Source organism: Microbacterium sp. 2216-1, from assembly GCF_046507855.1.
Classification (GTDB): domain Bacteria; phylum Actinomycetota; class Actinomycetes; order Actinomycetales; family Microbacteriaceae; genus Microbacterium; species Microbacterium esteraromaticum_C.
The window spans coordinates 64,822-90,339 of sequence record NZ_JBKFTM010000005.1 but is presented as its reverse complement, the minus strand read 5'-3'; the positions used below and the strand labels follow the sequence as shown (position 1 = coordinate 90,339).

Annotated in this window: 25 protein-coding genes; 17 read left to right on the top strand and 8 right to left on the bottom strand. The window is 68.3% G+C overall.

Annotated features, from left to right (window positions below; all coding sequences use genetic code 11):
* Positions 1 to 72 precede the first annotated feature (72 nt).
* The 5 genes from ACLD0U_RS13330 to ACLD0U_RS13310 all read left to right on the top strand — a co-directional run bounded on the left by ACLD0U_RS13330 (position 73) and on the right by ACLD0U_RS13310 (position 5,032).
* Positions 73 to 1,356 carry an ABC transporter substrate-binding protein gene (locus tag ACLD0U_RS13330; protein ID WP_410340900.1) on the top strand — a complete coding sequence of 428 codons (1,284 nt, stop codon included), beginning with the start codon at positions 73 to 75 and terminating at the stop codon, positions 1,354 to 1,356.
* Complete coding sequence (locus ACLD0U_RS13325; protein WP_274367746.1) at positions 1,353 to 2,312, top strand: carbohydrate ABC transporter permease; 960 nt, start codon at positions 1,353 to 1,355, stop codon at positions 2,310 to 2,312. The genes ACLD0U_RS13330 and ACLD0U_RS13325 overlap by 4 nt, the downstream gene beginning before the upstream one ends.
* 9 nt (positions 2,313 to 2,321) lie before the next feature.
* Positions 2,322 to 3,251: a carbohydrate ABC transporter permease gene (locus tag ACLD0U_RS13320; protein ID WP_224818025.1), complete on the top strand. Its 930-nt coding sequence runs from the start codon at positions 2,322 to 2,324 to the stop codon at positions 3,249 to 3,251.
* A 9-nt stretch (positions 3,252 to 3,260) separates the two neighbouring features.
* Complete coding sequence (locus ACLD0U_RS13315) at positions 3,261 to 4,595, top strand: sulfatase (protein WP_410340899.1); 1,335 nt, start codon at positions 3,261 to 3,263, stop codon at positions 4,593 to 4,595.
* Between the two features lie 77 nt (positions 4,596 to 4,672).
* The gene (locus tag ACLD0U_RS13310) at positions 4,673 to 5,032 is read left to right on the top strand and encodes a VOC family protein (RefSeq protein WP_179409843.1); all 360 of its coding nucleotides are present in this window, start codon (positions 4,673 to 4,675) and stop codon (positions 5,030 to 5,032) included.
* Here the strand turns inward: ACLD0U_RS13310 and ACLD0U_RS13305 are convergent.
* Together ACLD0U_RS13305 and ACLD0U_RS13300 are read right to left on the bottom strand one after the other, a co-directional pair.
* The gene (locus ACLD0U_RS13305; protein WP_410340898.1) at positions 5,025 to 6,044 is read right to left on the bottom strand and encodes an acetylxylan esterase; all 1,020 of its coding nucleotides are present in this window, start codon (positions 6,042 to 6,044) and stop codon (positions 5,025 to 5,027) included. The two genes, ACLD0U_RS13310 and ACLD0U_RS13305, sit on opposite strands and share 8 nt — an antisense overlap.
* Positions 6,041 to 6,568, bottom strand: a complete 528-nt coding sequence (locus ACLD0U_RS13300) for a CGNR zinc finger domain-containing protein (protein WP_179409845.1) — start codon at positions 6,566 to 6,568, stop codon at positions 6,041 to 6,043. Before ACLD0U_RS13300 ends, ACLD0U_RS13305 begins: the two co-directional genes overlap by 4 nt.
* Before the next feature lie 48 nt (positions 6,569 to 6,616).
* Between ACLD0U_RS13300 and ACLD0U_RS13295 the strand changes: the two genes are divergently transcribed.
* A complete protein-coding gene (locus ACLD0U_RS13295) occupies positions 6,617 to 7,579 on the top strand; it encodes an EamA family transporter (protein WP_410340897.1) in 963 nt (320 codons plus the stop codon).
* A gap of 63 nt (positions 7,580 to 7,642) precedes the next feature.
* Here ACLD0U_RS13295 and ACLD0U_RS13290 read toward each other — a convergent pair whose 3' ends face one another.
* From ACLD0U_RS13290 to ACLD0U_RS13265, 6 genes are all read right to left on the bottom strand, one after another.
* Positions 7,643 to 8,980: a DUF222 domain-containing protein gene (locus ACLD0U_RS13290; protein ID WP_410340896.1), complete on the bottom strand. Its 1,338-nt coding sequence runs from the start codon at positions 8,978 to 8,980 to the stop codon at positions 7,643 to 7,645.
* A 57-nt stretch (positions 8,981 to 9,037) separates the two neighbouring features.
* On the bottom strand, positions 9,038 to 9,553 hold the full coding sequence (locus ACLD0U_RS13285) for a hypothetical protein (RefSeq protein ID WP_410340895.1): 516 nt from the start codon (positions 9,551 to 9,553) through the stop codon (positions 9,038 to 9,040).
* Positions 9,554 to 9,623: 70 nt separating this feature from the next.
* Positions 9,624 to 10,391, bottom strand: coding sequence for an ABC transporter permease (locus ACLD0U_RS13280; RefSeq protein ID WP_410340894.1), 768 nt, complete (start codon positions 10,389 to 10,391; stop codon positions 9,624 to 9,626).
* The gene (locus ACLD0U_RS13275) at positions 10,388 to 11,185 is read right to left on the bottom strand and encodes an ABC transporter ATP-binding protein (protein ID WP_410340893.1); all 798 of its coding nucleotides are present in this window, start codon (positions 11,183 to 11,185) and stop codon (positions 10,388 to 10,390) included. The genes ACLD0U_RS13280 and ACLD0U_RS13275 overlap by 4 nt, the downstream gene beginning before the upstream one ends.
* Entirely contained in the window at positions 11,182 to 11,553 is a 372-nt protein-coding gene (locus ACLD0U_RS13270) for a DUF1048 domain-containing protein (protein WP_179409850.1), read from the bottom strand. Before ACLD0U_RS13270 ends, ACLD0U_RS13275 begins: the two co-directional genes overlap by 4 nt.
* Before the next feature lies 1 nt (position 11,554).
* Positions 11,555 to 11,884 carry a PadR family transcriptional regulator gene (locus tag ACLD0U_RS13265; protein ID WP_274367736.1) on the bottom strand — a complete coding sequence of 110 codons (330 nt, stop codon included), beginning with the start codon at positions 11,882 to 11,884 and terminating at the stop codon, positions 11,555 to 11,557.
* Between the two features lie 195 nt (positions 11,885 to 12,079).
* Here ACLD0U_RS13265 and ACLD0U_RS13260 point away from each other — a divergent pair, with 195 nt between their 5' ends.
* From ACLD0U_RS13260 to mmsB, 11 genes are all read left to right on the top strand, one after another.
* On the top strand, positions 12,080 to 12,742 hold the full coding sequence (locus tag ACLD0U_RS13260) for a GntR family transcriptional regulator (RefSeq protein ID WP_410340892.1): 663 nt from the start codon (positions 12,080 to 12,082) through the stop codon (positions 12,740 to 12,742).
* Positions 12,742 to 14,259 (top strand): MmgE/PrpD family protein, encoded by a 1,518-nt coding sequence (locus ACLD0U_RS13255; RefSeq protein WP_410340891.1) that lies wholly within the window; start codon positions 12,742 to 12,744, stop codon positions 14,257 to 14,259. The genes ACLD0U_RS13260 and ACLD0U_RS13255 overlap by 1 nt, the downstream gene beginning before the upstream one ends.
* Complete coding sequence (prpB, locus tag ACLD0U_RS13250) at positions 14,259 to 15,158, top strand: methylisocitrate lyase (RefSeq protein ID WP_179409853.1); 900 nt, start codon at positions 14,259 to 14,261, stop codon at positions 15,156 to 15,158. The genes ACLD0U_RS13255 and prpB overlap by 1 nt, the downstream gene beginning before the upstream one ends.
* A gap of 18 nt (positions 15,159 to 15,176) precedes the next feature.
* A complete protein-coding gene (locus ACLD0U_RS13245) occupies positions 15,177 to 16,367 on the top strand; it encodes a bifunctional 2-methylcitrate synthase/citrate synthase (RefSeq protein WP_224818017.1) in 1,191 nt (396 codons plus the stop codon).
* Positions 16,367 to 17,548 carry a thiolase family protein gene (locus tag ACLD0U_RS13240; RefSeq protein WP_206822413.1) on the top strand — a complete coding sequence of 394 codons (1,182 nt, stop codon included), beginning with the start codon at positions 16,367 to 16,369 and terminating at the stop codon, positions 17,546 to 17,548. Before ACLD0U_RS13245 ends, ACLD0U_RS13240 begins: the two co-directional genes overlap by 1 nt.
* Positions 17,549 to 17,634: 86 nt before the next feature.
* Positions 17,635 to 18,471 (top strand): pyruvate, water dikinase regulatory protein, encoded by an 837-nt coding sequence (locus ACLD0U_RS13235; protein WP_224818015.1) that lies wholly within the window; start codon positions 17,635 to 17,637, stop codon positions 18,469 to 18,471.
* A 22-nt stretch (positions 18,472 to 18,493) separates the two neighbouring features.
* Entirely contained in the window at positions 18,494 to 20,881 is a 2,388-nt protein-coding gene (gene ppsA, locus ACLD0U_RS13230) for a phosphoenolpyruvate synthase (RefSeq protein ID WP_410340890.1), read from the top strand.
* Between the two features lie 301 nt (positions 20,882 to 21,182).
* A complete protein-coding gene (locus ACLD0U_RS13225) occupies positions 21,183 to 21,626 on the top strand; it encodes a hypothetical protein (RefSeq protein WP_410340889.1) in 444 nt (147 codons plus the stop codon).
* A gap of 140 nt (positions 21,627 to 21,766) precedes the next feature.
* Entirely contained in the window at positions 21,767 to 23,269 is a 1,503-nt protein-coding gene (locus ACLD0U_RS13220) for a CoA-acylating methylmalonate-semialdehyde dehydrogenase (RefSeq protein ID WP_410340888.1), read from the top strand.
* 9 nt (positions 23,270 to 23,278) lie between these two features.
* Positions 23,279 to 24,475, top strand: coding sequence for an acyl-CoA dehydrogenase family protein (locus ACLD0U_RS13215; RefSeq protein WP_206822410.1), 1,197 nt, complete (start codon positions 23,279 to 23,281; stop codon positions 24,473 to 24,475).
* Positions 24,472 to 25,374 (top strand): 3-hydroxyisobutyrate dehydrogenase, encoded by a 903-nt coding sequence (mmsB, locus tag ACLD0U_RS13210; RefSeq protein WP_206822409.1) that lies wholly within the window; start codon positions 24,472 to 24,474, stop codon positions 25,372 to 25,374. Before ACLD0U_RS13215 ends, mmsB begins: the two co-directional genes overlap by 4 nt.
* The last annotated feature ends 144 nt before the right edge of the window (positions 25,375 to 25,518 follow it).

The window sequence follows — 25,518 nt, the reverse complement described above, 5'->3', positions numbered from 1 at the left end:
ATGCTCTTGTCAAGCGGCGCGAGAGTCGACCGACAGAGGCGAAGACGCCTCTCCCAGACGGAAGGAAAACCGATGGCGAAGATCCGCACACTGTCCGCAGTCGCCCTCGTCGGTGCGTTCGCTCTCACCGGATGCGCCTCGGCGTCCGGCGACGCCGGCGGCTCGAAGGAACTCACCTACTGGTCGATGTGGAAGGAAGGTGAGGCCCAGCAGAAGGTGGTCGCCGACGCCATCGCCGATTTCGAGGAGGAGACGGGGATCGAGGTGAACGTGCAGTGGCAGGGACGCGACAACATCAAGAAGACCGTTCCCACGCTGAACACGAACAAGGTGCCCGACCTCGTCGACGGGTCGTTCGCCAAGCTCGCCCCGGTGCTCGCCGAGACCGGCCAGGCCAAGCCCCTGGTCGAGGCGTACGGCGCCGAGGTCGAGGGCGACGCCGTCTCTTCGCTCATCCCCGAGGCGTACCTCGCCGGCGACGTTGTGACCGTCGAGGGCGAGGACGCGCCGTGGATGCTGCCCTACTCGCTCACCAGCGATGCCATCTGGTTCAATGCCGCCGAGCATCCCGACCTTGTGGAAAACCCGCCGCAGGACTGGGCGTCGTTCTTGTCGGTGATGGACGAGATGAAGGCCGCCGGCACCACGCCGATCGCGATCGACGGTGATGTCGCGGGCTACAACGCCTACTGGTACACCTCGGCGATGGTGGGGCTCGCCGGGCCCGGCTCGCTGCGTGAGATGGCGGCGGACGAGACGGGTGAGGCCTGGGATGCACCGGAGGCGCTTGAGGCCGCGCAGATGATCGAGGGACTCGTCGAGGGCGGGTACTTCATCGACGGGTACAACGCCAGCAAGTGGCCGGCTCAGCAGCAGGCCTGGTCCGACAACCAGGCCGCCCTGATGTTCAACGGCACCTGGATCCCCACCGAGACGGGTCCCTATGCCGCCGAGGGCTTCGAGTACTCGTCATTCCCCTTCCCCGCACTGGGCAGCAGTGCCCGTGCGGACTTCGTCGGCTTCGCCGTCCCCGCCCGTGCGAAGAACTCCGATAACGCGCAGGATCTCGCCGCGTTCTTCTTGAAGAAGCAGTATCAGGACGCGCTCGGCACCGACGCGAAGATCATCCCCATCCGTCCCGACGCGGCTGTCAGCGATGAGATGTCCACGGTCACCGACGCCCTCGCGGCAGCCGACTCCTACTACCAGCAGAACGACGGCATCAGCTTCCCCGGGTACTCCGAGAAGCTCTTCTGGCCGGCTGTCAGCGACCTGGTGCTCGGCAAGATCGATGCGGAGGCCTTCGTCGAGACGATGAAGACCGGTCAAGTCGACTACTGGAAGCTCAACTCATGACCGATGCCGCCCTGGCGCCTGCCGCTCCCCGCCTCGCCGCCGCTCGTCGGCGGCGAGGCGGGGGCAGCACGATCGATCGCGCTCGCCGCCGGCTGCTCGTGCCCTTCGTCGGCCCCGCTTTCGCGCTCTACACGATCCTGTTCGTCGTCCCGTCCCTGTACGCGATCTGGATCAGTTTCAACAAGTGGGCCGGGGCTGGTCCCATGGAGTTCGTCGGGTTCGGCAACTACGTGCGATTGTTCTCGGACAAGCTGTTCCTGCGGTCATTCGGCAACACACTGCTGCTGCTGTTCGTGGTCGGTCTCGCGATCTTCGTCATCGCCTTCGCGCTCACGCTCGTGCTGCGCGACATGACCGGGCGCAAGATCGCACGCTCGGTGATCTTCTTCCCGCACCTGGTCAACGCGATGATCTTCGGCGTGCTCGCCGGCTTCGTGTTCAACCCCGGCGGGCTCGTGAACACCCTGCTCGGCGCGTTCGGCGTCACCGACCCGCCCGCATGGTTGGCGCAGGACAACCTGTTCCCGCTGATCATGGTGATGATGACCTGGATCACCACCGGGTACTTCACCACGATCCTGATGGCGGGCGTCGACCGCATCCCGCCCTACTACTACGAGGACTGCGCGCTCGCCGGAGCGAATGCCTGGCAGCGGTTGCGCTACGTGATCCTCCCGCTCACCTGGGACGTCTTCGGCACCTGCGCGGTGCTGTGGACCATCTCATCGGTGAAGATCTTCGAGATCATCTGGATCTTCGGCGGGTCCACGGGGCAGGGCATGCCTCCGACCCAGACCTGGACCACCGCCGTCTACACGTACGTGACCGCGTTCTCGGGCGAATCGGTGCCGGCCTACGGTGCGGCATCCGCATCGGCCGTGCTGTCGTTGGCGCTCGTGTCCGTGCTCGTGCTGCTGCTGCGTCGCGTGATGAAGCGCGACGCGATCGAGTTCTAGGAGAACATCGTGACCGCTATCGCACCACCACCGGTGTCAGATCAGACCACCCGCACGCTCGTCGTGCCCTCGCCGCGGCGCAGAAACCGCAACCGGGCCGCGATCGGGCGCGACCGCAGTGTGCTGCGCGGCATCGGCCTCGTGCTGCTGTGGGCGTTCGTCGTGCTGAACGTCGCCTGGATGGTCTGGATGGTCATCCAGGCGTTCCGTGACACCCGTGCGATCCTCGCAGACCCGTGGGGCATGCCGACATCGCTGGATCCGGTCAACTTCGTCACGGCTTGGACTGTCGGCGACTTCGCGACGGCGACGATGAACAGCGTCGTCACCACGGTGGTGTCGTCCTTCCTGACCGTGGCGCTCGCCGCCCCCGCCGCGTACTACCTGAGCCGCGTCGAGAATCGGCTGACGAACTCGTTGACTCTGTACTTCGTGCTCGGCCTCGGCATTCCCGCGCAGGTGATCGTCATTCCGCTGTTCGTCATGCTCAACGAGGTCTACCTGACCGACAGCCTGATCGGCTTGAACCTCGTCTACATCGGCGTCTCGATGCCGTTCACCGTGTTCCTGCTGACCGCCTTCTTCCGCTCGTTGCCGCTCGAGATGGAAGAGGCGGCGGCGCTCGATGGCACAACGGCCTTCGGTACCTTCTGGCGCATCACCCTGCCTCTGGCGAAGGGCGGAATCCTCACCGCTTTCGTGCTGCAGGTGATCTCACACTGGAACGAGACCCTGCTGGCGCTGACGCTGCTGCAATCGACCGAGAAGTACACCCTGCCGGTGGCGCTGATCTCGTTCATCCAGCAGCAGACGTACTCCGGCGCCGACTGGGGAGGCCTGTTCGCCGGCCTGTGCATCGTCGTGCTGCCGATGCTGGCGATCTACCTGTGGCTCGGGCGCCGGCTCACCGAGGGCCTGACGCTCGGCATGGGCAAGTAGGGCTGAGACGTGCAGCCGAACATCCTGGTGATCACGGCCGACCAGCTCGGAGCGCACGTGCTCGACCGTGATGAGGGGTGGGTGGCGACGCCCCATCTCGACGGGTTGCGCCGCGCCGGCGCGGACTTCCGTCGCGCCTATGTGACCTTTCCGCTGTGCGTGCCCTCGCGCGCATCGATGCTGACCGGTCGGATGCCGCACGAGGTGGGCATCGGGGGCAACCGGGCCCAGCCCGACACCGTCGTCGAGCCGGGGGCGCGCGCCGACGGTCTCGGTCATGCGATGGCGGCGGCCGGGTACACGTGCGCGTACGCCGGCAAGTGGCATGCGACCCAGGCGAGTGCCCCCGCGGATGCCGGATTCGAGGTGCTGGCGCCGTTCGGCGATCGCGGGTTGGTCGATGCGTGCGCGGAGTGGCTGCGGGGGCGCGCAGACGAGGAGGAGCCGTTCTTGCTCGTCGCCGCTTTCGATGACCCGCACACCATCTGCGAGTACGCGCGGCGGCAGCCGATGCCGTACGGCGACGTGGATGCCGGAGGGGCGCGCGAGGCGCCGCCGCTGCCGGCGAACTTCGCTCCGGCGCCATTCGAACCCGAGGCCGTGCGGTTCGAGAAGGTGGCCGCCGGGCAGGTGTACGGCACGGCCGACTACACGGCGGACGACTGGCGGGTGTACCGGGCTGCCTACCGTCGGCTCGTCGAGCGGGTCGACGGGTACGTCGGCCGGTTGCTGCACGCGCTCGACAGTGCGGGACTCAGCGACTCGACATTGGTGATCTTCACCAGCGATCACGGCGATGGCGACGCCGCGCACGGATGGAACCAGAAGACGGCACTGTTCGAGGAATGCGTGCGCGTTCCGCTCATCGTCCGCGGTCCGGGGGTCTCACCCGGGGTGCGGTCGGAGGTGGTGTCGGTCGGGCTCGACCTGCTGCCCACGGTGCTGACGGCGGCGGGATGCCCGCGACCGGGCGAGCTGCGGGGAGCCCCGCTCGCCCTGGGTGTCGGCGACGGGTCTGCCGAGCGCGTCGTGGTGGTCGAGACCCGGTTCGAGCGATCGGATCCGCCTCTCACGCGCGGGCGTGCGGTCGTGCGGGGTCCGTACAAGTACACCGTCTACAGCTGGGGGCGTCACCGGGAGCAGTTGCATGATCTGAGCAACGACCCCGGTGAGCAGCGGAATCTCGCCGTCGAGTCGGCCTTCGACGATGTGCGCGACGAGATGCGCACCGCGCTGCTGCGCTGGTGCCGCGACACCGACGACCGCGACTTCCTGAAGTTCGTGCCGCTGCCGACCGGAACACCCGCTGCCGTGCATGACGAGATCTTCGCCGTGCCGTACTGACGCGCAGCGCCGGAGCCTCTTGTCTTCGCGCCCTCTCAGGCGCAGACTGGCCGCGTCGGCAGACGAGAGGACGGATCATGGCGCACGGCGACATCACGCACATCGACATCCCGGTGGGCGATATGCAACGGGCGATCGACTTCTACCACGGGCTGTTCGGGTGGGAGATCGCCGAGATGCCCGGTTTTGAGGGGTACCCGATGTGGCAGGCCCCGAATGGGATCTCGGGCGGCGGGCTCGCCCCGCGCGAGGACGGATTCGAGCATCCGCGTTCCTACGTCGAGGTCGACTCGATCGACGAGACGATCGCCGCGGCGAAGGCCGCGGGCGGATCGGTGGCCTTCGAGAAGTCGCCGATCACCGAGACGAGCGCGTGGGCGGTGATCATCGACCCGGACGGCAACCGCATCGGCTTGTTTGAGGGGATGGTCAGCTGAGCGCGCGTTCGAGGTGCGCCAGGCCCTCGCGTCGTGCGTCGACCAGGACGCGACCGAGCCCGGGGTATTCGGCGTGGCCCGCCGGCAGCACCCTGAGTTCGAGCAGGTCGTGCGGCACGGCGTTGGCGACGGCGAACTGCCCCTGCGGTGGCACGGACTGATCCCACAGTGCGGCTTCGACGCGCACGGAGATCGTGAAGAACGCCGCAGACGTTGAGGCGTCGAACAGCCGTAGCTGCGCCCTGGCCTCGGGATGCTGTTGCACGCGCATCCGCTGGTACTCGCCACTGCCCAGGCAGGGCACGGCGAGGCGCTCGTCGTAGTGCCCGAACGTCGGCACCACGAGCGTGGCCCCGATGAAGCGATCGTCCCATGGGGCGGCCAGCGCGCCGATGCCGCCGCCGAAGCTCTCCCCGACGTAGTAAAGGGGCAGTTCGCCTGCCAGCGAGACAAGGGCGTCGGCGGCCAGCCACAGGTCGCGTGCACACAGGCCGGGCACGTAGTCGTCCGCCGAGGCGAGGCCCGCGAGCACGTGTTCACCGACCGGCTCGGGTGCTCCGACGCCGGCATTGAGGGCTCCGAGGCCACGGGCGACCGGGAAGATCGCCGCCGCATCAGCGGGCACGCGTCCGTACTCGACGCGGTCCCGACCGCCGTACCCGTGGCTGTGCACGACTCCGACGCGCGGATGCCCGGAGGTCGGCGCCACATACCAGGCGCGCAGTCGTGTGCCGTCCGCGCCGGAATGCTCGATCAGTGACACATCGCGGCGGCCGCGTTGCTGGGTGGACAGAATGCGGGGTGCCGCATCGACCAGGCGTGCCTCAGCACGCCACCTGCGCCATTGCACGGCGAAGGCGGGGGTCGCAGCGATCGGAGCGATGTCGCACAGGGTGTCGAGGGTGTGGCCGTAGCTGCCGTCGAAGGTGGCATCCGGAAACCAGGAGTCGAACGGCGGCGCCGTCCGTGTCGTATCGATCCGTGTCGTCTCGATCCGTGTCGTATCGGTCATGTGCCGGCTCCTTGCCGTGCCCGGTAGGCGGCGACGGCGTTGCGGTTGGCGCAGGTGGTCGAGCAGTAGCGCTTCGAGCGGTTGCGGGAGAGGTCGAGGGCGATGGCGCGGCAGTCATCGTCGGCGCAGACGGTGAGACGGCTACCTTCGCGGCTGCGGATGACATCGATCAGCGCCATGGCGGTCTCGACGAGGATGCGTTCGGCCAGGGGGCGGTCGTCGGCGATGGCGTGCAGATGCCAGTCGGCACCGTCGTGTCGGGCGAGGCGGGGAGAGAGGGTGACGCGTGCGAGCGCGTCGTTGACGCGCGGGGCCATTTCATCGCGCGGGGCGAGCAGCATCTCGCGCAGTCGGGGGCGCAGGGCGCGTAGCTCGGCCAGCTCGGTCTCGTCTCGGTCGATGCGTCCGGTGTAGGGATGCTGAGTCAGGAACGCCTCGAGGTCGAACGCATCCACGGGTTCGGCGGAGTTCACCAGCGCGACGGCAGCGCGCAGCGCCTCATCCGTGTCATCGGTGAAAATCATGTTGACATCTTACGCACGCCGGGCGTAGCGTCATCGATCATGACGACTATGACCCATGACACTCGCCGCGCGGGGGTCGGCGCCGGCCTGCTGGTTGCCGTGTCTGCCGCGTTCGCGTTCGGCATGTCCGGCGCGTGGGCGCGAGGGCTGATCGATGCCGGGTGGACGCCGGGCGCCGCCGTCACCGCACGCATCTGGGTCGCGGCTCTCGTGCTGCTCGTGCCGACCGTGCTGACGCTGCGGGGCCGGTGGGGTCTGGTGCGGGCCAATGCCGGCATGATCGTCACCTACGGGCTGCTCGCGGTCACGGCCACCCAGTTGTTCTACTTTCAGGCCGTTGCGGTGATGGATGTGGGGATCGCTCTGCTGATCGAGTACACCGCACCGGTGGCCGTGGTGCTGTGGTTCTGGATCCGTCGTGGCGAGCGCCCGAGTCGGCGCAGCGTCCTCGGCGCGGCGATCGCGTTCATCGGGCTGGTGCTGATGCTGGACGTGCTCACCGGGGCGCGTATCGATGGCGGGGGAATCCTCTGGGCGTTGGGGGCGATGGTGGGTGCGGCGACCTACTTCGTGCTCTCGGGGCGCGGCGACACGGGGCTGCCGCCGATTGCGCTGGCAGGGCTCGGCCTGCTGCTCGGAGCGCTCGGGCTGACCACGGCCGGTCTGATCGGCATCCTGCCGATGGCCTGGAACACCGACGACGTCGCCTACCGGTTCGGGACGGTGCCGTGGTTCGTGCCGGTGATCGCCATCGGGGTGTTGGCCACCGCCCTGGCATACGTGCTCGGCATCACCTCGACGCGCATGCTCGGCTCGCGCCTGGCGTCGTTCGTCGCGCTCGCCGAGGTGATCGCCGCGATGCTGTTCGGATGGATGCTGCTCGGCCAGCTGCCCGGCACCGTGCAGCTGCTTGGCGGAGCGCTGGTGCTGGTCGGCGTCGTGCTCGTGAAGCTCGGTGAGCCCGCGACGCAGGAGTTCGTCGAGCCGTTGCCCGAGCCTGCCGTGCGCTGATTCTTGCAGTGTGCTGAGTCTTGCTGCGGCGTGGTGCCGCGGACACGACTGGCGCGTTCGACGTCAGAAAGGCGCCAGTAGCTGCGCGGGCACGTGAGCCCACGGGTCTGCGCCGGGACGGGCACTCGATTCCTCGCTGTCCTCCGCGAATCTGACGGTGTTCTGGGGCGGCGGTTTGTCGATGTAGGTGCGGCCGGTGGGGCTGGTCCACTCCAAGAGGCCACCGCCGACCTGTTCGACGTGCCAGGGCGATTGATGCTTGAGCACGTGGTGCCGGCGGCAGAGTCCGCCGAGGTTGTTCTCTTCGGTGGCGCCGCCGAGCGCCGCATCGACCGTGTGGTCGAGGTCGTTCTCGCGAGAGGGCATGCCGCAGGACAGAAAGCGGCAGCGCTGGTCTCTCGCCTGCAGCTGTCGGCGCATCGACGCGGTCGGGCGGTACCGATCCACTGCGAGGATCGCTCCTGTGATCGGGTGAGTGAGGATGCGATCCCATCCGGACGCCGCTCCGGCCAGTCGCCGTGCGGTGTCGCTGTCGATCGGAGCGCGGCCATCCAGCGCTGCCGGGGGAGTGTTGATGCCCTCTGCGCCCAGCAGCGTGGTCACGGGGACGGTGACGGACACGTGCGGGGCGATCGCGCCCAGCATCCCTTCGGCGGTGTCATGCCCCGCCGGGGCGCCGGTCAGCAGCAGATCCAGCGCGAGGTCGGCGCGCTTGTGCGCGACCGTGCGCGCGTCGGGGTCCGGAGCGGCCCCGGGTGCCGAGCTTGGTTCGGTGCCCGTCGTGGCCATGTGTGTGAGGCGTTCGAATGCGCCGTGCACGAGGGCGGCGGGACCGAAGACGCCCAGTTCGGCCATGCCGTCGTCGGCGTCCTTCACCCAGACGGAGCGCTTCTCGCGGGCATCCGCATGCCGTTCTTCCAGCGGGCGCGGCTGGTACTGCTCGGCGATTCGCGCGGCGATCGTCCGTACGCGATTCGGGGACTCCTCTTCGGCGAACTCCAGCACGCGCGCGGCGTAGGCGTCGCGCGACGCCGCGTCGTCGAGGTGGACGCCGGCGTCGATGATCACACGCGCGTGCGCGGCGCTGATCCGCCCCGTGCCCTGCGCCTGCCACACCGCCGGGAACCGCTCGACCTTGAGTTCGGCGTCGCACATGCGCCGCTGCACCGTGCGATCGGATACTCGGAGCGCCGCACCGAGTTCGGCCGCGACCGTGCGGAGCGTGATGTCGGCCTCATCCACGTCGCCGGCGGCGCTCAGCGCCCATCGCGACGCGAGCGCGAGCACGCCGTCGAGTCCGGCCTGCATCGCGGCTATCGAGCGCTGCATGTCCACAGCCAGGTCGACCAGCTCGTCGAGCGTGGCCACCTGCTCTCGTGAGACATCCATCAGCGCCGTCATGGATCCAGTATGAGAGGGGCCACCGACATCGAGACCGCCGAACCGGCATCCGCCCACTCAACCAGGCTGCGTGCACTCGCTGGTGGCGTGCATCGTGATCCGCGGTGTGCCGGCGGCGTCGCTGGCGATCACGTTCACGATGGTCAGGTCGGGAGACACGATGCGGATGCGCAGGTCGTCGCGGGCATCCGTGGCGCCCTGCGTCGTGACGCGCATCACCCACCCCTCCTGCTTCGCGAGCTCGTGGCTGAGGTCCGCGGCCCACCGTGCCCGATCGAGGTGCGGATCGACGTCGACGACGCGTTGCACCCTCACTTGGGGGCCCGATCCCTCCAGGGGGCACGGCAGCGGAGCGATACGCTCCGAGCGACCCTGTACGCCCTCCTCGGGGATGGTGTCCTCTATCCGATCGAGGTGCGAGGTCACGGTCGCGGTCGCGGCCTCGATCGTCGCGGGTCGAGGGTCGGGCAGGAACAGCGTCACGACCCACAGCACGAGCACCAGCGCGCCGGCACCGGCGATCGCGATGATCGCCGACCTCACGGCTCTCGAACGCTGACGGTCGGGCGGCATCACGTCATGCTAGCCCCCGCACCCCGCGACGGGTCGCGAGGTGCGGGGGCTGGCACTCGCCCCGCGGTCGTCATCCGATGCGCCGGCGATACACCCGCATCGCCACGACGTAGGCGATGATCAGGATGCCGAGGCACCAGGCCAGCGCGACCCAGATGTCGGCTCCCACCGGCTGCTGCGCGAACAGCGCCTGGATGGAGTTCACGATGGATGTGACCGGCTGGTGCTCGGCGAACCACCGCACCGGTCCCGGCATGGTGTCGGTCGGCACGAACGCCGAACTGATGAACGGCAAGAAGATCAGCGGATACGAGAACGCGCTCGCCCCGTCGACCGTCTTCGCCGACAGCCCTGCGATGACGGCGAGCCAGGTCAGCGCGAGCGTGAACAGAGCGAGGATGCCGATGACGGCCAGCCATGCCCACGCACTCGCCGATGTACGGAAGCCCATCAGCAGAGCCACGCCGAACACGATGGCCAGGGTCATGGCGTTCGCCACGAGGGATGTCAGCACATGGGCCCACAGGATGCTCGAGCGGGAGATCGGCATGGAGTGGAATCGCTCGAAGACGCCGCCCTGCAGATCGGTGAACAGGCGGAACGCCGTGTAGGCGATCCCCGAGGCGATCGTGATCAGCAGAATGCCGGGGAGCAGGTAGTCGATGTACGCGGCATCGCCGATGCTCTGCCGCAGGGCCCCGCCGAACACGAACACGAAAAGCAGCAGCAGGGCGATCGGTGTGACTGTGGTTGTGATGACGGTGTCGGCGCTGCGCAGGATGTGCCGCAGCGACCGGCCGGTGAGGCTCGCCGTATCGGCGAGCACGTGCGTGCTCATGCGGCATCGCTCCTCTCAGCGTCGCTGGTCGACGGACCGACCAGCGCGAGGAAGACCTCTTCGAGTGTCGGTTGCCGCTTGACGTATTCCGCTCGTGCGGGAGGCAACAACTGCTTGAGCTCGGCCACTGTGCCGTTGGCGATGATGCGCCCCTCGTGCAGGATCGCGATGCGGTCGGCGAGTCGTTCGGCCTCATCGAGGTACTGCGTCGTCAGCAGCACGGTTGTGCCGCCGCGCACGAGTTCCTCGACCACGGCCCACACCTCCTGTCTGGCCTCGGGATCGAGCCCTGTGGTCGGCTCATCGAGGAAGACGACCTGCGGATGCCCGACGAGACTCATCGCGATGTCGAGCCGACGTCGCATCCCGCCCGAATACGTTCCCGCGCGTCGCGAGCCCGCCTCGGTCAGGCCGAACCTGGCCAGCAGGGCATCCGCCGTGTCACCCGGGGTTGTGAGGTGACGCAGCCGCCCGACCAGAACGAGGTTCTCGCGTCCGGTGAGCACGTCGTCGACGGCGGCGAACTGCCCCGTGAGGCTGATCACCTCGCGCACCTGGGCGGCCTTCTCGTGCACGTCCATCCCCTGCACGTGGGCGCTACCGGCATCCGCTGCGAGCAGGGTCGAGAGGATGCGCACCATTGTCGTCTTCCCGGCGCCGTTCGACCCGAGCAGCGCGAAGACGCTGCCGCGGTCGACGGCGAAGTCGACGCCGCGTAGCACGTCGTGTGCGCCGAAGGACTTGCGGATGCCGCGTACGTCGATCGCTCGCGGATCGGCGTGCACGGCGTTCACGACGACTCCTGGGCACGCGTGGCCGCCTCGACGGCGTCGATCAGGCGCTGACGCTCCTTGTCGATCCACCGCTTGCCGGTGTACGCCTGGGCGAACGACTCGGCGAACTCGACGGGGTCGTCTCCGGTGATCGCCGACACCGGCGTTGCGTCGAGTGCGGCGCGTTCCCACAGGTCGGCGAGGTCGACGAACATCTGCACCAGGGTGTCGCCATCGGTGACGCCGCCGTAGTACATGAGGTACCGCGTCAGCGCGGTCGCAGTAGCGCGGTAGGGCTCGGGCAGCGCGTCCATGCGCGCCTTCGCCTGTCGGTAGTTCCTCTTCTGTTCGAGCGGTCCGGTGACCGCTTCGATCCACTTTGCTGCCATGTCATTCTCCCTTCGTGCGGAGCTCTGCGATCCGGTCGGAGATGAAGCTCCAGGTCATCCAGAACTCGTTCAGTTCGGCGGTGCCGCTCGCATTGAGCGTGTACACCTTGCGGGGCGGGCCCTTCTCGCTCGGCACCTTCGCGACGTCGACGAAGCCCTTCTGCTCGATGCGTACGAGCAGTGCGTACACGGTGCCCTCGGCGATGTCGGCGAAGCCGCGGTCACGCAGTTGCGCCGTGATCTCGTACCCGTATGCCGGTCGGTCGACGAGCAGGGCGAGCACTATGCCCTCGAGGGTGCCTTTGAGCATCTCTGTCATCTGTCTGCCCATCCGGCACCTCCGCGTACTACTCAGTGATACTGACTACCACTACATAGTACCGCTGAGTAGTGGGAGTGCAACCCCCGGATCGCAGAAAGTCGCAGGGGTGCGCCAGTGCCCGCCGCGCCCCGGTTATGTATACGCAAGTGGGCTGGTCGGTGAACGACGCTGGTATAAGCGCGGGTTTGTGTATACGCTGATCCCGTGAGCACCACCGTCGAGTCTCTTCGCGCCAGCGACCGCGCCTACGCGGTGCTGCTCGATGAGATCCAGTCCGGCATCCTTCCCGCTGGTGCCGTGCTCGCCGAAGTCGAACAGGCGGCGCGCCTCGGAGTGAGCCGTACGCCCATGCGCGAGGCGCTGCGCCGACTCGCCGCCGAAGGGCTCGCCGTGCAGCAATCGCCGCGAGTCACCGTCGTCGCCGATCTCGACGCCGACGACATCCGATCGCTGTTCGAGATCCGCCGCGCACTCGAAGAGACCTCGGCACGGCTCGCGGCCACGCGCGGCGATGCCGTGCTGTTCCGCGAGCTCGCCGACGAGTTCGCCCGCGTCGACCTCGACCGCCCCGAGGGGCGTGACGCGTACTACGCCCTGATCGCGCGCTTCGACGCCGCGCTCGACGCCGCCGTCGGCAACGACTACCTCAGCTCGGCGCTGCGCACCGTGCGCACCCACCTCGTGCGCGTGCGGCGCATGGCGCGCGACAAGCCCGAGCGGCTGGCCGCATCCGCCAGCGAGCACCACCTGATCGCCCGCGCCCTGGCATCCCGCGACGCCGAGCTCGCTGCCCACGCCACCCACGTCCACCTGCACAACGCCCTCGACAGCATCCTCGAATCGCTCGAGTCCCCGGAAGGAACATGATGACCGTCAACCACCCTGTTCGCGTCTACCGCTCCGAAGAGAACCTGCCCCGCGAGGGACAGCTCGCCTGGAAGATCGCCGAGGTCGCCACCGACCCCGTCGAGGTCGAGCCCGCCGTCGTCGACATGATCATCAACCGCATCATCGACAACGCCTCGGTCGCCGCGGCCTCTCTCACGCGCGCACCCATCAACGCCGCCCGGGCTCAGGCCTTCGCCCACCCCGTCTCGACCGGCGGAAAGGGCGCCACCGTCTTCGGCGCTGAGCTCGACCACCGCACCAGCCCCGAGTGGGCCGCCTGGGCCAACGGCGTCGCCGTGCGCGAGCTCGACTACCACGACACGTTCCTGGCCGCCGACTACTCGCACCCCGGCGACAACATCCCCCCGATCCTGGCCGTCGCGCAGCACGTCGGCAGCGACGGACGCGCCCTGGTGCGCGGACTCGCCACCGGCTACGAGATCCAGGTCGACCTGGTGAAGGCGATCTGCCTGCACAAGCACAAGATCGACCACGTCGCCCACCTCGGCCCCTCGGCCGCGGCCGGCATCGGCACCCTGCTCGGCCTCGACGCCGAGACGATCTATCAGGCGGTCGCGCAGGCGCTGCACACCACCACCGCCACCCGGCAGAGCCGCAAGGGTGAGATCTCGACCTGGAAGGCTCACGCCCCGGCCTTCGCCGGCAAGATGGCTGTCGAGGCCGTCGACCGTGCCATGCGCGGCCAGACCTCGCCGTCGCCGATCTACGAAGGCGAAGACGGCGTGATCGCGTGGATGCTGGACGGACCCGACGCGGCCTACGAGGTGCCGCTGCCGGCCGCCGGCGAGGCCAAGCGGGCCATCCTCGACACGTACACCAAGGAGCACTCGGCCGAGTACCAGGCGCAGGCGTGGATCGACCTCGCCCGCAAGCTGCACCGCGAGGGCATCGACACCTCGGCCATCGACAGCGTCGTGCTGCACACCAGCCACCACACCCACTACGTGATCGGCTCGGGGGCGAACGACCCGCAGAAGTACGCCCCGACGGCATCGCGCGAGACCCTCGACCACTCGATCCCGTACATCTTCGCCGTCGCGCTGCAGGACGGCACCTGGCACCACGTCGACTCGTACGCTCCCGAGCGGGCCGCCCGTGAGGACACGGTCGCGCTGTGGCACAAGATCACCACGGTCGAGGACGCCGAGTGGACGCGGCGCTACCACTCGCTCGACATCAGCGAGAAGGCCTTCGGCGGTCGCGTCGAGATCACGATGAACGACGGCACGAAGGTGATCGACGAGATCGCCGTCGCGGATGCCCACCCGCTGGGCGCCCGCCCGTTCGCCCGCGAGAACTACATCAACAAGTTCCGCATCCTCGCCGAGCCCGTGCTCGAGCCGGCAGAGATCGACCGCTTCCTCGAGCTCGTCCAGCGCCTGCCCGAGCTGACCGCGGACGAGGTCGCCGAGCTGTCGATCATCGCGAAGCCCGGCCTGCTGGCATCCGCCGACGCCCCGAAGGGGCTGTTCTGATGCTGTACTCGACCGTTCCCGCGCACGAGAAGCGCCGGGCGTTCCGTGAGCGCCTGGCCTCGGGTGAGCTGCTGCGCTTTCCCGGTGCGTTCAACCCGCTCAGCGCACGCCTGATCGAGCAGAAGGGCTTCGAGGGCGTCTACATCTCGGGCGCCGTGCTCTCTGCCGACCTCGGACTGCCCGACATCGGCTTGACCACGCTCACCGAGGTCGCCGGTCGCGGGCAGCAGATCTCGCGCATGACCGACCTGCCGACCATCATCGACGCCGACACCGGGTTCGGCGAGCCGATGAACGTCGCGCGCACGATCCAATCGATGGAGGATGCTGGTATCGCCGGCGCCCACATCGAGGACCAGGTCAACCCCAAGCGCTGCGGACATCTCGACGGCAAGGCCGTCGTCGACGCCGACACCGCGGTCAAGCGCATCCGCGCCGCCGTCGATGCGCGTCGTGACGAGAACTTCCTCATCATGGCGCGCACCGACATCGCCGCCGTCGACGGGCTGGAGGCGGCGAAGGACCGCGCCAAGGCGCTGGTGGATGCCGGTGCCGACGCGATCTTCCCCGAGGCGATGCGCTCGCTCGACGAGTTCGCCGCGATCCGCGCCGCCGTCGACGTGCCGATCCTGGCGAACATGACCGAGTTCGGCAAGAGCGACCTGTTCAGCGTCGATCAGCTGCGTGACGTCGGCGTGAACATCGTCATCTGGCCGGTGTCGATGCTGCGTATCGCGATGGGCGCGACCGGTCGTGCCCTTGATACGTTGATCGACGAGGGCCACCTGACCTCGAAGCTCGGCGAGATGCAGCACCGCGCCGATCTCTACGACCTGATCGACTACGAGTCGTACAACCGGTTCGACTCGGGCGTCTTCAACTTCACCATCGATCGCTGAACACGAGGGAGTGACGGAATGAGCGAGACCGAGATCAAGAAGGGGCTGGCCGGAGTCGTCGCCGATGTGACGGCGATCAGCAAGGTCAATCCAGAGACCAACAGCCTGCTGTACCGGGGGTATCCCGTGCAGGAGCTCGCGGCCACCCAGCCGTTCGAGGCGGTCGCCTACCTGCTGTGGCACGGCGAGCTGCCCACGGCCGCACAGCTGGCAGACTTCCGCGCGACCGAGCGTGCGCACCGCGCGCTTGCGCCCAAGGTGAAGGCGGCGATCGATGCGCTGCCGCTCGACGCGCACCCGATGGACGAGGTGCGCACCGCCGTCAGCGTCATCGGTGCGATCGAGACCGCGGGCACCGGGAACGTGCTCGATGCCGTCGGCACCCCCGAGCAGAACCTGCAGCGCAGCCTGCAGCTGTTCGCCGTGCTGCCGGCGATCGTCTCGTACGGTCAGCGTCGCCGCCGTGGGCAGGCGATGATCGATCCGCGCGACGACCTCGACTACGCGGCGAACTTCCTGTGGCTCACGTTCGGCGAAGAGCCCGACCCGGTCGTCGTCGACGCGTTCAACCGCTCGATGATCCTGTACGCAGAGCACTCCTTCAATGCCTCGACGTTCACCGCCCGGGTGATCACCTCGACGCTGAGTGATCTGTATTCGGCGGTCGTCGGTGCGATCGGCGCGCTGAAGGGCCCGCTGCACGGCGGTGCCAACGAAGCGGTCATGCACATCTTCGATGAGATCGGATCGGCTTCCGAGGTCGTCGGCTGGCTGGATGCCGCCCTCGCCGAGAAGCGCAAGATCATGGGCTTCGGCCACCGCGTGTACAAGCGCGGCGACTCGCGCGTGCCCACTATGAAGGCGGCGCTCGACACCCTCGTCGCGCACTACGACCGCCCCGATGTCGCCGAGCTCTATGAGACGCTCGAGAACGAGTTCGTCTCGCGCAAGGGCATCTACCCGAACCTCGACTACCCGTCGGGCCCGGCGTACAACCTGATCGGCTACGACACACTCACCTTCACGCCGTTGTTCATCGCGGCGCGCATCACCGGATGGACCGCGCACGTCCTCGAACAGCAGGCCTCGAACGCGCTGATCCGCCCGCTGTCGGCCTACGTCGGCGTCGATGAGCGCCACATCGCCGAGTACGTGCCCGACACGGCGGCGATCGATGTGCAGGAGCGCGCCGAGGAAGCCGCGGGCTGATGAGCACCGAGGCCGTCGTCGTCGATGTGGTCCGCACCCCGGTGGGGCGCGGAAAACCTGGCGGGATGCTGTCTGGCGTGCATCCGGTCGATCTGGCCGCCGGCGTCCTGCAGCAGATCCTCGAGCGCAACGGCCTCGAGTCGGGGCAGATCGACGACGTGCTGCTGGGCTGCGTCAGCCAGGTCGGCGACCAGTCGATGAACATCGCCCGTCAGGCCGTGCTCGCCGCGGGGTTCGACGAGCGCGTGCCCGCGACGACGATCGACCGCCAGTGCGGGTCGAGTCAGCAGGCCGTGCACTTCGCTGCCGCCGGGATCATGGCCGGCGAGAGCGACATCGTGGTCGTCGGGGGAGTGGAGTCGATGAGCCGCGTGCCGTTGGGCTCGTCGGCCACGGGTGGTTCGCCGATGTCGCCGCGCCTGCGCGCGCGGTATCCCGAGGGTCTGGTGAACCAGGGCGTCAGCGCCGAGCTGATCGCCCAGCGCTGGGGCTTCGACCGCGACCGACTCGACGCGTTCGCCGCCGAGTCGCACCGCCGGGCGGCGCAGGCGTGGGCGGACGGGTTCTTCGACCGCACGGTGGTCGCCGTTCCGGAGGCGCCGGAGGCCCGCGTCGATGAGACGGTGCGGGCCGGCACCACAGCCGAGAAGCTCGCCGGCCTACCGGCGTCGTTCCGCACGGATGCCCTGGCCGAACGCTTTCCCGAGCTCGACTGGCGCATCACGCCGGGCAACTCGTCGCCGCTCACCGATGGGGCCTCGGCTGCATTGATGATGAGCGCCGACCGTGCCGAGCAGCTCGGATTGCGCCCGCGGGCTCGACTGCGCGCCTTCGACGTGGTCGGGGACGACCCGCTGATGATGCTCACCGGACCGATCCCCGCGACGCGTCGGGTGCTGGAGCGCGCCGGGCTCGATATCTCGGACATCGATGCGTACGAGGTCAACGAGGCGTTCGCCTCGGTGCCGCTGGCCTGGGCCGCCGAGCTCGGAGCCGATCCCGACCGGCTCAACCCGCGCGGCGGAGCGATCGCGCTGGGGCACGCGCTGGGCTCATCGGGCACGCGCCTGCTCGGCACGCTGCTCGACCATCTCGATGAGACGGGTGGCACGCTCGGGCTGCAGACGATGTGCGAGGGCGGCGGCATGGCCAACGCGTTGATTGTGGAGCGCCTCGCGTAGCGCAGTTCTTCACAAATCGTAAAACCACGAAAACCTTCGGGTGAATTCGTTGGTAAGGGGGCATGTTCCTTCCATACGGTGGGAACGTGCCCCCTACTGATTCCGCGCCCGTCGCCGGTACGCGTGCTGCGTACTTCGTCTCGGACAGCACCGGAGTCACCGCAGAGACGCTCGGCAACGCACTGCTGGCGAACTTTCCGGGCATCCGCTTTCTGCGGCACACGATCCCGTTCGTACTCACCGACGCCGAGGCGCGCTCGGTCGTCGCGAGCATCGATGCCGACGTCGCGCGCGGACACGACCCCCTGCTGTTCATCACCGTGAAGAACGCCCAGCTGCGCGGCATCCTCAGCGCCTCGGGCGCGACGGTCATCGACCTGCTCGCCGGACACCTCACCGAGCTCGAGAACGCTCTCGGCGTGACGGCCTCCGAGCAACTCGGCAACTACCACGGCCTCGGCGACACCGACCGCTACTTCGCACGCATGCGTGCTGTCGAGTACGCCATCGAGCACGACGACGGGCAGAGTTCGCGCGCTCTTGACCAGGCCGACGTCGTGATCATCGCGCCGTCGCGCTGCGGCAAGACGCCCACCACGATGTACCTCGCCCTGCAGCACGGGCTGCGCGTCGCGAACTATCCGCTCACCGACGACGACTTCGGCAGCGAGGCGCTGCCGCGTCCGATCGCGAAGTACGGCCCGCGTTGCTTCGGGCTCACCACGACGCCGCTGCGCCTGAGCCAGGTGCGCCACGAGCGCCGCCCCAGCTCGCGCTACTCCAGCCTCGAGCAGTGCACGCTCGAGCTGCGCCGCGCCGAAGACCTCTACCGCCGACACCGAATCCCGTTCCTGAACTCCTCGACAAAAAGCGTCGAGGAGATGTCCGCGGTCATCATGCAGACCATGAAGCTGCGTGCGTGACCCGAGCGAAAGTAGCAGCGCTATGAGCAACATCCTGTGGTTCCACGAGGTCACGATGACGGACCTCCCCCAGGTCGGGGGCAAGAACGCCTCGCTGGGCGAGATGGTCTCGCACCTCTCGGATCTCGGCGTGCGCGTCCCGGGTGGGTTCGCGACCACAGCCGACGCCTATCGGGCCTTCCTTGCCTCGGACGGGCTCGACACCCGCATCCGCGAGGCCGTCGAGGCGATCGACGTCGACGATGTCACCCAGCTCACCCGCGTCGGCGCGACGGTGCGCGAGTGGATCGAGCGGCAGCCCCTTCCGGCGGACATCGAGAACGACATCCGCGCCGCCTACGCGCACCTCGTCGAGAACGACCCGACCCCGGATGCCGTCTCCTGGGCCGTACGGTCATCGGCGACCGCCGAAGACCTGCCGGACGCCTCGTTCGCCGGCCAGCAGGAGACCTTCCTGAACATCTCGGGGATCGAGAACATCCTGCAGGCCGTCACGCAGGTCTTCTCATCGCTGTACAACGACCGTGCCATCGCGTACCGCGTGCACAACGGCTTCGACCACCACGACGTCGCGCTCTCGGTCGGCGTGCAGCGCATGGTGCGCTCCGATATCGGGGCCTCCGGGGTCATGTTCACCGTCGACACCGAGTCGGGCTTCGAGGACGCCGTGTTCATCACCAGCTCGTACGGGCTGGGCGAAGCCGTCGTACAGGGGGCGGTGAACCCGGACGAGTTCTACGTGTACAAGCCCGCGCTGGCGGCGTCACGACCGGCGATCCTCAAGCGCGCGGTGGGTGAGAAGGCCGTCGCGATGCGCTACACCGAAAGTGCGCAGGTGGGCGGCACGACCGTCTTCGAGGACGTCCCGGCCGCCGAGCGCCGCCTGCTGAGCATCTCGGATGCTGAAGTCGAGGAACTCGCCCGCCACGCCGTGACGATCGAACAGCACTACGGCCGCCCGATGGACATCGAGTGGGCGCGCGACGGCGTCGACGGCCGCCTCTACATCCTGCAGGCGCGCCCCGAGACGGTGGTCTCGCGCACGGACGCCAACGTCATGCGCCGATTCGTGCTCGGTGAGCGCGCCGAGGTGCTCTCGACTGGACGCGCGATCGGGCAGAAGATCGGCTCGGGCGCGGTCAGCGTGCTGCGCTCCCTCGACGATATGGCGGCCTTCCGTGCGGGCGACGTGCTGGTCGCCGACATGACCGACCCCGATTGGGAGCCGATCATGAAGAAGGCCTCGGCGATCGTCACCGACCGCGGCGGCCGCACCTGCCATGCTGCGATCATCGCGCGCGAACTGGGCATTCCCGCCGTCGTCGGCACGGGAGACGCCACCCGGGTGCTCCCCGACGGCCTCGACGTCACCGTGTCGTGCGCCGAGGGAGACGACGGGTTCGTCTACCGCGGCCTGCTCGAGTTCCGCGAAGAGGAGACGCAGCTCGATCGGATGCCCGAGATACCGGTCAAGATCATGATGAATGTCGGCACTCCCGATCAGGCGTTCTCGTTCTCGCGTCTGCCCAACCGGGGTGTGGGGCTGGCCCGGTTGGAGTTCATCATCAACCGCCAGATCGGCATCCACCCCCGCGCGCTGCTCGAGTACGACGCCCTGCCCGCCGATCTTCAGGCCCAGGTCGCTGAGCACATCGCCGCCTACCCGTCGCCGCGGGAGTTCTTCGTGCAGCGCGTGACCGAGGGTATCGGCATGCTGGCCGCGGCGTTCGCGCCCGAGCCGGTGATCGTGCGGATGAGCGACTTCAAGTCGAACGAGTACGCCAACCTGCTGGGCGGGGAGCGCTACGAGCCGCATGAGGAGAACCCGATGATCGGGTACCGCGGTGCCTCGCGGTACATCTCGCCCGAGTTCCGCGAGTGCTTCGACATGGAGTGCGAGGCGATCCGCCGCGTGCGCGACGACATGGGCCTGCAGAACGTCAAGGTCATGATCCCGTTCGTGCGCACCGTTGCCGAGGGTGCCGCGGTCGTCGAGATGCTGGCAGCAAACGGACTGCGCCGGGGTGAGAACGGTCTTGAGGTCGTGATGATGTGCGAGGTGCCCTCGAACGCACTGCTGGCCGATGAGTTCCTCGATCACTTCGACGGGTTCTCGATCGGGTCGAACGACATGACCCAGCTCACGCTCGGGCTCGACCGCGACTCGGCACTGGTCGCATCCACCTTCGACGAGCGCGATCCAGCCGTCAAGAAGATGCTCGCGATGGCGATCGAGGCGTGCCTGCGTCGCGGCAAGTACGTCGGCATCTGCGGACAGGGCCCGTCGGATCACCCCGACCTCGCGGACTGGCTGCTCGACCAGGGCATCGAGTCGATGTCGCTGAACCCCGACACCGTCGTCGAGACGTGGATGCGGCTGGCGGCGCGATCGGTGGATGCCACGGCGTAGCCGGCATCCGATTCCTGAGACGGAAGAGACCCCCGCCGACCCGATTCGGCGGGGGTCTCGCGGTCTGAGACCGCGGCGGGAGGCTGCGACCGCACTCACCGCGGCGCGAGTTCCGACGACACCCGATTCCGATCTGTCTTCCGTCGCGCGGGTTCTTTTCTAGAGGGCGCAGGTGGCCGGTGGGTGTACGGCGGGCGAACTCCTGACGAGTCTTCGTGCACAGGCGGGCGGTTCCGAAGAGTTGTCCACAATGAGGCGAATCCGACGACGCCGGCGAGGCGCGCGCGACAGTGTGGTGCGCATGGAAACTCAGCAATCGCCGCGAGACCGCGTGCTGCACACCGACGACCAACTGCGCGACATGATCGAGCTGCTCCTGCGCCAAGCGAACCAGCGACAGTTCTGGCTGCTGTTCATCGACGAACGTGGCTGCCTCGGCGATCCGCTCATGCCGATGGCCGACTATCCCGAGGATCCGGGCGAGAGCGTGCGCGTCGACGACCTCGGTGAGGTATCGCACGGGCATCTGCTCATGCACCGCATCGGGTCCATGCGCGAGATGACCGGCAACGCCCAGGTCGTGCTGGTGTGGGAGCACCCCGGACTGCACGAGCCGCGCGAGATCGACCGTGCCTGGGCGCGTGCGATGGCCGAGCAGGCTGAGGCGCTCGACGTCCCGCTCCGGGCGCAGTTCACGCTGTTCGAGCGGGGTGTCCGGCAGATGCATCCTGACGACTACGTCTGAGTCGGACGGCCTCTCAATCGGAGGCCCGCTGAACGTCGAGGGAGCGCCCTCAGTGGATTTACTAGGGCTCCCTAGTAAATCCACTGAGGGCCGAGTATCATGACACTGTGCCAAAGAAGGCACAGAGGAGAGTCAGCACAATGACCCGAATGATCCCCCACTTCGTAGGCGGAAAGCACGTCGACCCGACCGGTGGACGCGTCGCCGACGTGTTCGACCCGAGCACAGGAGCCGTGCAGGCCCACGTGCCGCTCGCCTCGGCCGACGAGGTGCGCGCTGTGATCGCGAATGCCGAGGCCGCACAGGCCGAATGGGCCGCGACCAACCCGCAGAAGCGCGCACGCGTGCTGATGCGCTTCGTCGAACTCGTCAACCGCGACATGGACGACCTCGCCCGACTGCTCTCCAGCGAGCACGGCAAGACCTTTGACGACGCCAAGGGCGACATCCAGCGCGGCATCGAGGTCATCGAGTTCTGCATCGGAGCACCGCACCTGCTCAAGGGGGAGTACTCCACCGGTGTCGGCGCCGGTATCGACGTCTACTCGATGCGCCAGCCGCTCGGCGTCGTCGCCGGCATCACTCCGTTCAACTTCCCCGCCATGATTCCGCTCTGGAAGGCGGGCCCCGCCCTGGCATCCGGAAACGCGTTCGTGCTCAAGCCGAGCGAACGCGACCCCTCGGTCCCCGTGCGCCTTGCCGAGCTATTCCTCGAAGCGGGGCTGCCCGCCGGAGTCTTCAACGTCGTCCACGGCGACAAAGAGGCCGTCGACGTGCTGATCAGCGACCCGCGCATCCAGGCGGTCGGCTTCGTCGGCTCCACGCCGATCGCCGAGTACATCTACACGACCGCGATCGGCAACGGCAAGCGCGCCCAGTGCTTCGGCGGCGCCAAGAACCACATGATCGTGATGCCCGACGCCGACCTCGACCAGGTAGCCGACGCCCTGATCGGCGCCGGCTACGGCTCGGCCGGTGAACGCTGCATGGCCATCTCGGTCGCGGTGCCGGTGGGCGAAGAAACGGCGGATGCCCTCGCCGCCAAGCTCACCGAGCGCGTCGCCGCCCTGAACGTCGGTCCGTCGCTGTCTGAGGGCGCCGACTACGGGCCGCTGGTCAACAGTGCGGCCGTCGATCGGGTCGCCGGCTACATCCAGCAGGGCATCGACCAGGGCGCGACGCTGCTCGCCGACGGCCGGGGAATCACCGTCGACGGGCACGAGGGCGGCTTCTACCTGGGCCCCACCCTGTTCGACCACGTCACCACCGAGATGGCGATCTACCGTGAGGAGATCTTCGGGCCCGTGCTCGTGATCGCCAGAGCCGCCGACTACGAGCAGGCGCTGGCGATGGCATCCGATCACGAGTTCGGAAACGGCGTCGCGATCTTCACCCGCGACGGCGACGCCGCGCGCGACTTCGCCGCGCGCGTGAACGTCGGAATGGTGGGCGTGAACGTGCCGATCCCCGTGCCGATCGCCTACTACACGTTCGGCGGCTGGAAGCGCAGCGGGTTCGGCGACCTGAACCAGCACGGTGCCGACGCTTTCCGCTTCTACACGAAGACCAAGACGGTGACCAGTCGTTGGCCCTCGCACGGCGTGCGTGACGGTGCCAGCTTCGTGATCCCCACCATGAACTAGGAACACACGATGACCATGATCAACACCTCCGTCACCGCCGAAGAGCGCGAGGCGATCCTCGACGCCGTGCGCGAGTTCACCGAAACCGAGCTGGCGCCGCACGCCGCTGAGCGCGACGAGAAGCACATCTTCCCGCGGGAGTCGCTGCACCGGGCCGGTGAGCTGGGGCTCGGCGGCATCTACGTCCGCGAGGATTTCGGCGGCACGGGCCTCGGCCGCATCGACACCGTGGCGATCTTCGAGGAACTCGCCAAGGGCGACCCGGCCGTGGCCGCGTACATCTCGATCCACAACATGGTCGCCTGGATGATCGACACCTACGGTGACGACGCCCAGCGCGCACAGTGGCTCCCGCAGCTCACCGCGATGGAACAGTTCGGCGGCTACTGCCTGACCGAGCCTGGCGCCGGGTCGGATGCCGCCAACATCACCACCAGCGCGACGCGCGACGGTGACGACTACCTGATCACGGGCGTGAAGCAGTTCATCTCGGGCGCGGGCGAGGCCGGCGTGTACGTGGTGATGGCCCGCACCGGCGAGCCGGGCGCCAAGGGCATCAGCGCCTTCCTCGTGCCGGGCGATGCCGACGGCCTGAGCTTCGGCGCGCACGAGAAGAAGATGGGCTGGCACGCGCAGCCGACCCGTCCGGTGATCCTCGACGGTGTGCGGGTGCCGGCATCGGCGATGCTCGGCGACGAGGGGCGAGGATTCGCGATCGCGATGTCGGCGCTCAACGGTGGCCGGCTCAACATCGCCGCCTGCTCGCTGGGCGGCGCGCAGTGGGCGCTTGAACGCGCCGTGCAGTACGTGCACGAGCGCGTCGCCTTCGGCGAGCCGCTCGCCGAGAAGCAGTCGATCCTGTTCGCAATCGCCGATATGCGCACTGACCTGCAGGCCGCGCGCCTGATGGTGCGCGATGGTGCGCAGGCGGTCGACGAGAAGGCGCCGGATGCCACGATGCGCTGCGCGATGGCCAAGCGCTTCGCCACCGACGCCGGTTTCGACGTCGCCAATCGGGCCCTTCAGCTGCACGGCGGCTACGGGTACCTTCAGGACTACGGGATCGAGAAGGTCGTGCGCGACCTGCGCGTGCACCAGATCCTGGAAGGGACGAACGAGATCATGCGACTCATCGTCGGACGCGAGATGCTGCGTCCTGCGGGATCAGCCTCGCAGCAGCGGGCTCAGGCGCGGAGTGCCTCATGACCGCGTCGGCATCGAAGAAGGTCGCCTTTCTCGGCCTCGGCCACATGGGCCTGCCGATGGCGCTCAACCTCGTGAAGGCCGGGCACGACGTGCACGGGTTCGACCTGGTGCCCGCCGCGGTCGACGCCGCGCGTGATGCGGGCATCCCGGTCGCGGACAGTGGTGCGGATGCTGTCGCCGGCGCCGACGTCGTCATCACGATGTTCCCCGCCGGGCGGCACGTGATCGCCGCCTATCAGGACGAGCTGCTCGCCGCTGCCGCGCCGGGCACGCTGTTCATCGAATCGTCGACCATCGCCGTCGATGAGGCTCGCACCGCGCACGAGCTGGCGCTCGCCGCCGGCCACCGGAACATCGACGCGCCGGTCTCGGGCGGGGTGGTCGGCGCCGAGAACGGCACCCTCGCGTTCATGGTCGGCGGGTCGGATGCCGATTTCGCCGACGCGCTGCCGCTGCTGGAGGCGATGGGCAAGCGCATCGTGCACTGCGGCGGGCCGGGTCTGGGGCAGGCCGCGAAGGTCTGCAACAACATGGTGCTCGCGGTGTCGCAGATCGCCGTCGCCGAGGCGTTCGTGCTGGGCGAGCGGCTGGGGCTGGAGCACCAGGCGCTGTTCGACGTCGTCTCGCAGGCGTCGGGGCAGTGCTGGTCGATCACGACGAACTGCCCGGTGCCGGGTCCGGTGCCGACGAGCCCGGCGAACCGCGACTACCAGCCGGGTTTCGCGGGCGCGCTGATGGCCAAAGACCTGGGGTTGGCGCTGCAGGCGATCGAACAGACATCGACGGATGCCAGGATGGGCCGCCTCGCCCAGCAGATCTATGCCGCGTTCGCGGCCGGCGACGGCGCCGCCCGGGACTTCTCGGGCATCATCACCGACATCCGAGCCACCGACTCCTGACCCGCCCCACCCCGCGCTGCATCTCCCGGCATCCGTCTATTCGTCACAGAACGCCCCTATTCGGGCCGAATAGCCGGGGTTTGTGACGAATAGACGGGAGTCATGTGGGGAGGGCGGAGTGCGCGCGGGGGCGCGAGGGACTGA

Bases quoted from the DNA above. Each gene is read 5' to 3' on its own strand.
- ACLD0U_RS13330 (WP_410340900.1), top strand. From the start codon at position 73: ATGGCGAAGATCCGCACACTGTCCGCAGTCGCCCTCGTCGGTGCGTTC.
- ACLD0U_RS13325 (WP_274367746.1), top strand. From the start codon at position 1,353: ATGACCGATGCCGCCCTGGCGCCTGCCGCTCCCCGCCTCGCCGCCGCT.
- ACLD0U_RS13310 (WP_179409843.1), top strand. From the start codon at position 4,673: ATGGCGCACGGCGACATCACGCACATCGACATCCCGGTGGGCGATATG.
- ACLD0U_RS13305 (WP_410340898.1), bottom strand. From the start codon at position 6,044: ATGACCGATACGACACGGATCGAGACGACACGGATCGATACGACACGG.
- ACLD0U_RS13300 (WP_179409845.1), bottom strand. From the start codon at position 6,568: ATGATTTTCACCGATGACACGGATGAGGCGCTGCGCGCTGCCGTCGCG.
- ACLD0U_RS13295 (WP_410340897.1), top strand. From the start codon at position 6,617: ATGACCCATGACACTCGCCGCGCGGGGGTCGGCGCCGGCCTGCTGGTT.
- ACLD0U_RS13290 (WP_410340896.1), bottom strand. From the start codon at position 8,980: ATGACGGCGCTGATGGATGTCTCACGAGAGCAGGTGGCCACGCTCGAC.
- ACLD0U_RS13285 (WP_410340895.1), bottom strand. From the start codon at position 9,553: ATGCCGCCCGACCGTCAGCGTTCGAGAGCCGTGAGGTCGGCGATCATC.
- ACLD0U_RS13280 (WP_410340894.1), bottom strand. From the start codon at position 10,391: ATGAGCACGCACGTGCTCGCCGATACGGCGAGCCTCACCGGCCGGTCG.
- ACLD0U_RS13270 (WP_179409850.1), bottom strand. From the start codon at position 11,553: ATGGCAGCAAAGTGGATCGAAGCGGTCACCGGACCGCTCGAACAGAAG.
- ACLD0U_RS13265 (WP_274367736.1), bottom strand. From the start codon at position 11,884: ATGGGCAGACAGATGACAGAGATGCTCAAAGGCACCCTCGAGGGCATA.
- ACLD0U_RS13255 (WP_410340891.1), top strand. From the start codon at position 12,742: ATGACCGTCAACCACCCTGTTCGCGTCTACCGCTCCGAAGAGAACCTG.
- prpB (WP_179409853.1), top strand. From the start codon at position 14,259: ATGCTGTACTCGACCGTTCCCGCGCACGAGAAGCGCCGGGCGTTCCGT.
- ACLD0U_RS13245 (WP_224818017.1), top strand. From the start codon at position 15,177: ATGAGCGAGACCGAGATCAAGAAGGGGCTGGCCGGAGTCGTCGCCGAT.
- ACLD0U_RS13240 (WP_206822413.1), top strand. From the start codon at position 16,367: ATGAGCACCGAGGCCGTCGTCGTCGATGTGGTCCGCACCCCGGTGGGG.
- ppsA (WP_410340890.1), top strand. From the start codon at position 18,494: ATGAGCAACATCCTGTGGTTCCACGAGGTCACGATGACGGACCTCCCC.
- ACLD0U_RS13225 (WP_410340889.1), top strand. From the start codon at position 21,183: ATGGAAACTCAGCAATCGCCGCGAGACCGCGTGCTGCACACCGACGAC.
- ACLD0U_RS13220 (WP_410340888.1), top strand. From the start codon at position 21,767: ATGACCCGAATGATCCCCCACTTCGTAGGCGGAAAGCACGTCGACCCG.
- ACLD0U_RS13215 (WP_206822410.1), top strand. From the start codon at position 23,279: ATGACCATGATCAACACCTCCGTCACCGCCGAAGAGCGCGAGGCGATC.
- mmsB (WP_206822409.1), top strand. From the start codon at position 24,472: ATGACCGCGTCGGCATCGAAGAAGGTCGCCTTTCTCGGCCTCGGCCAC.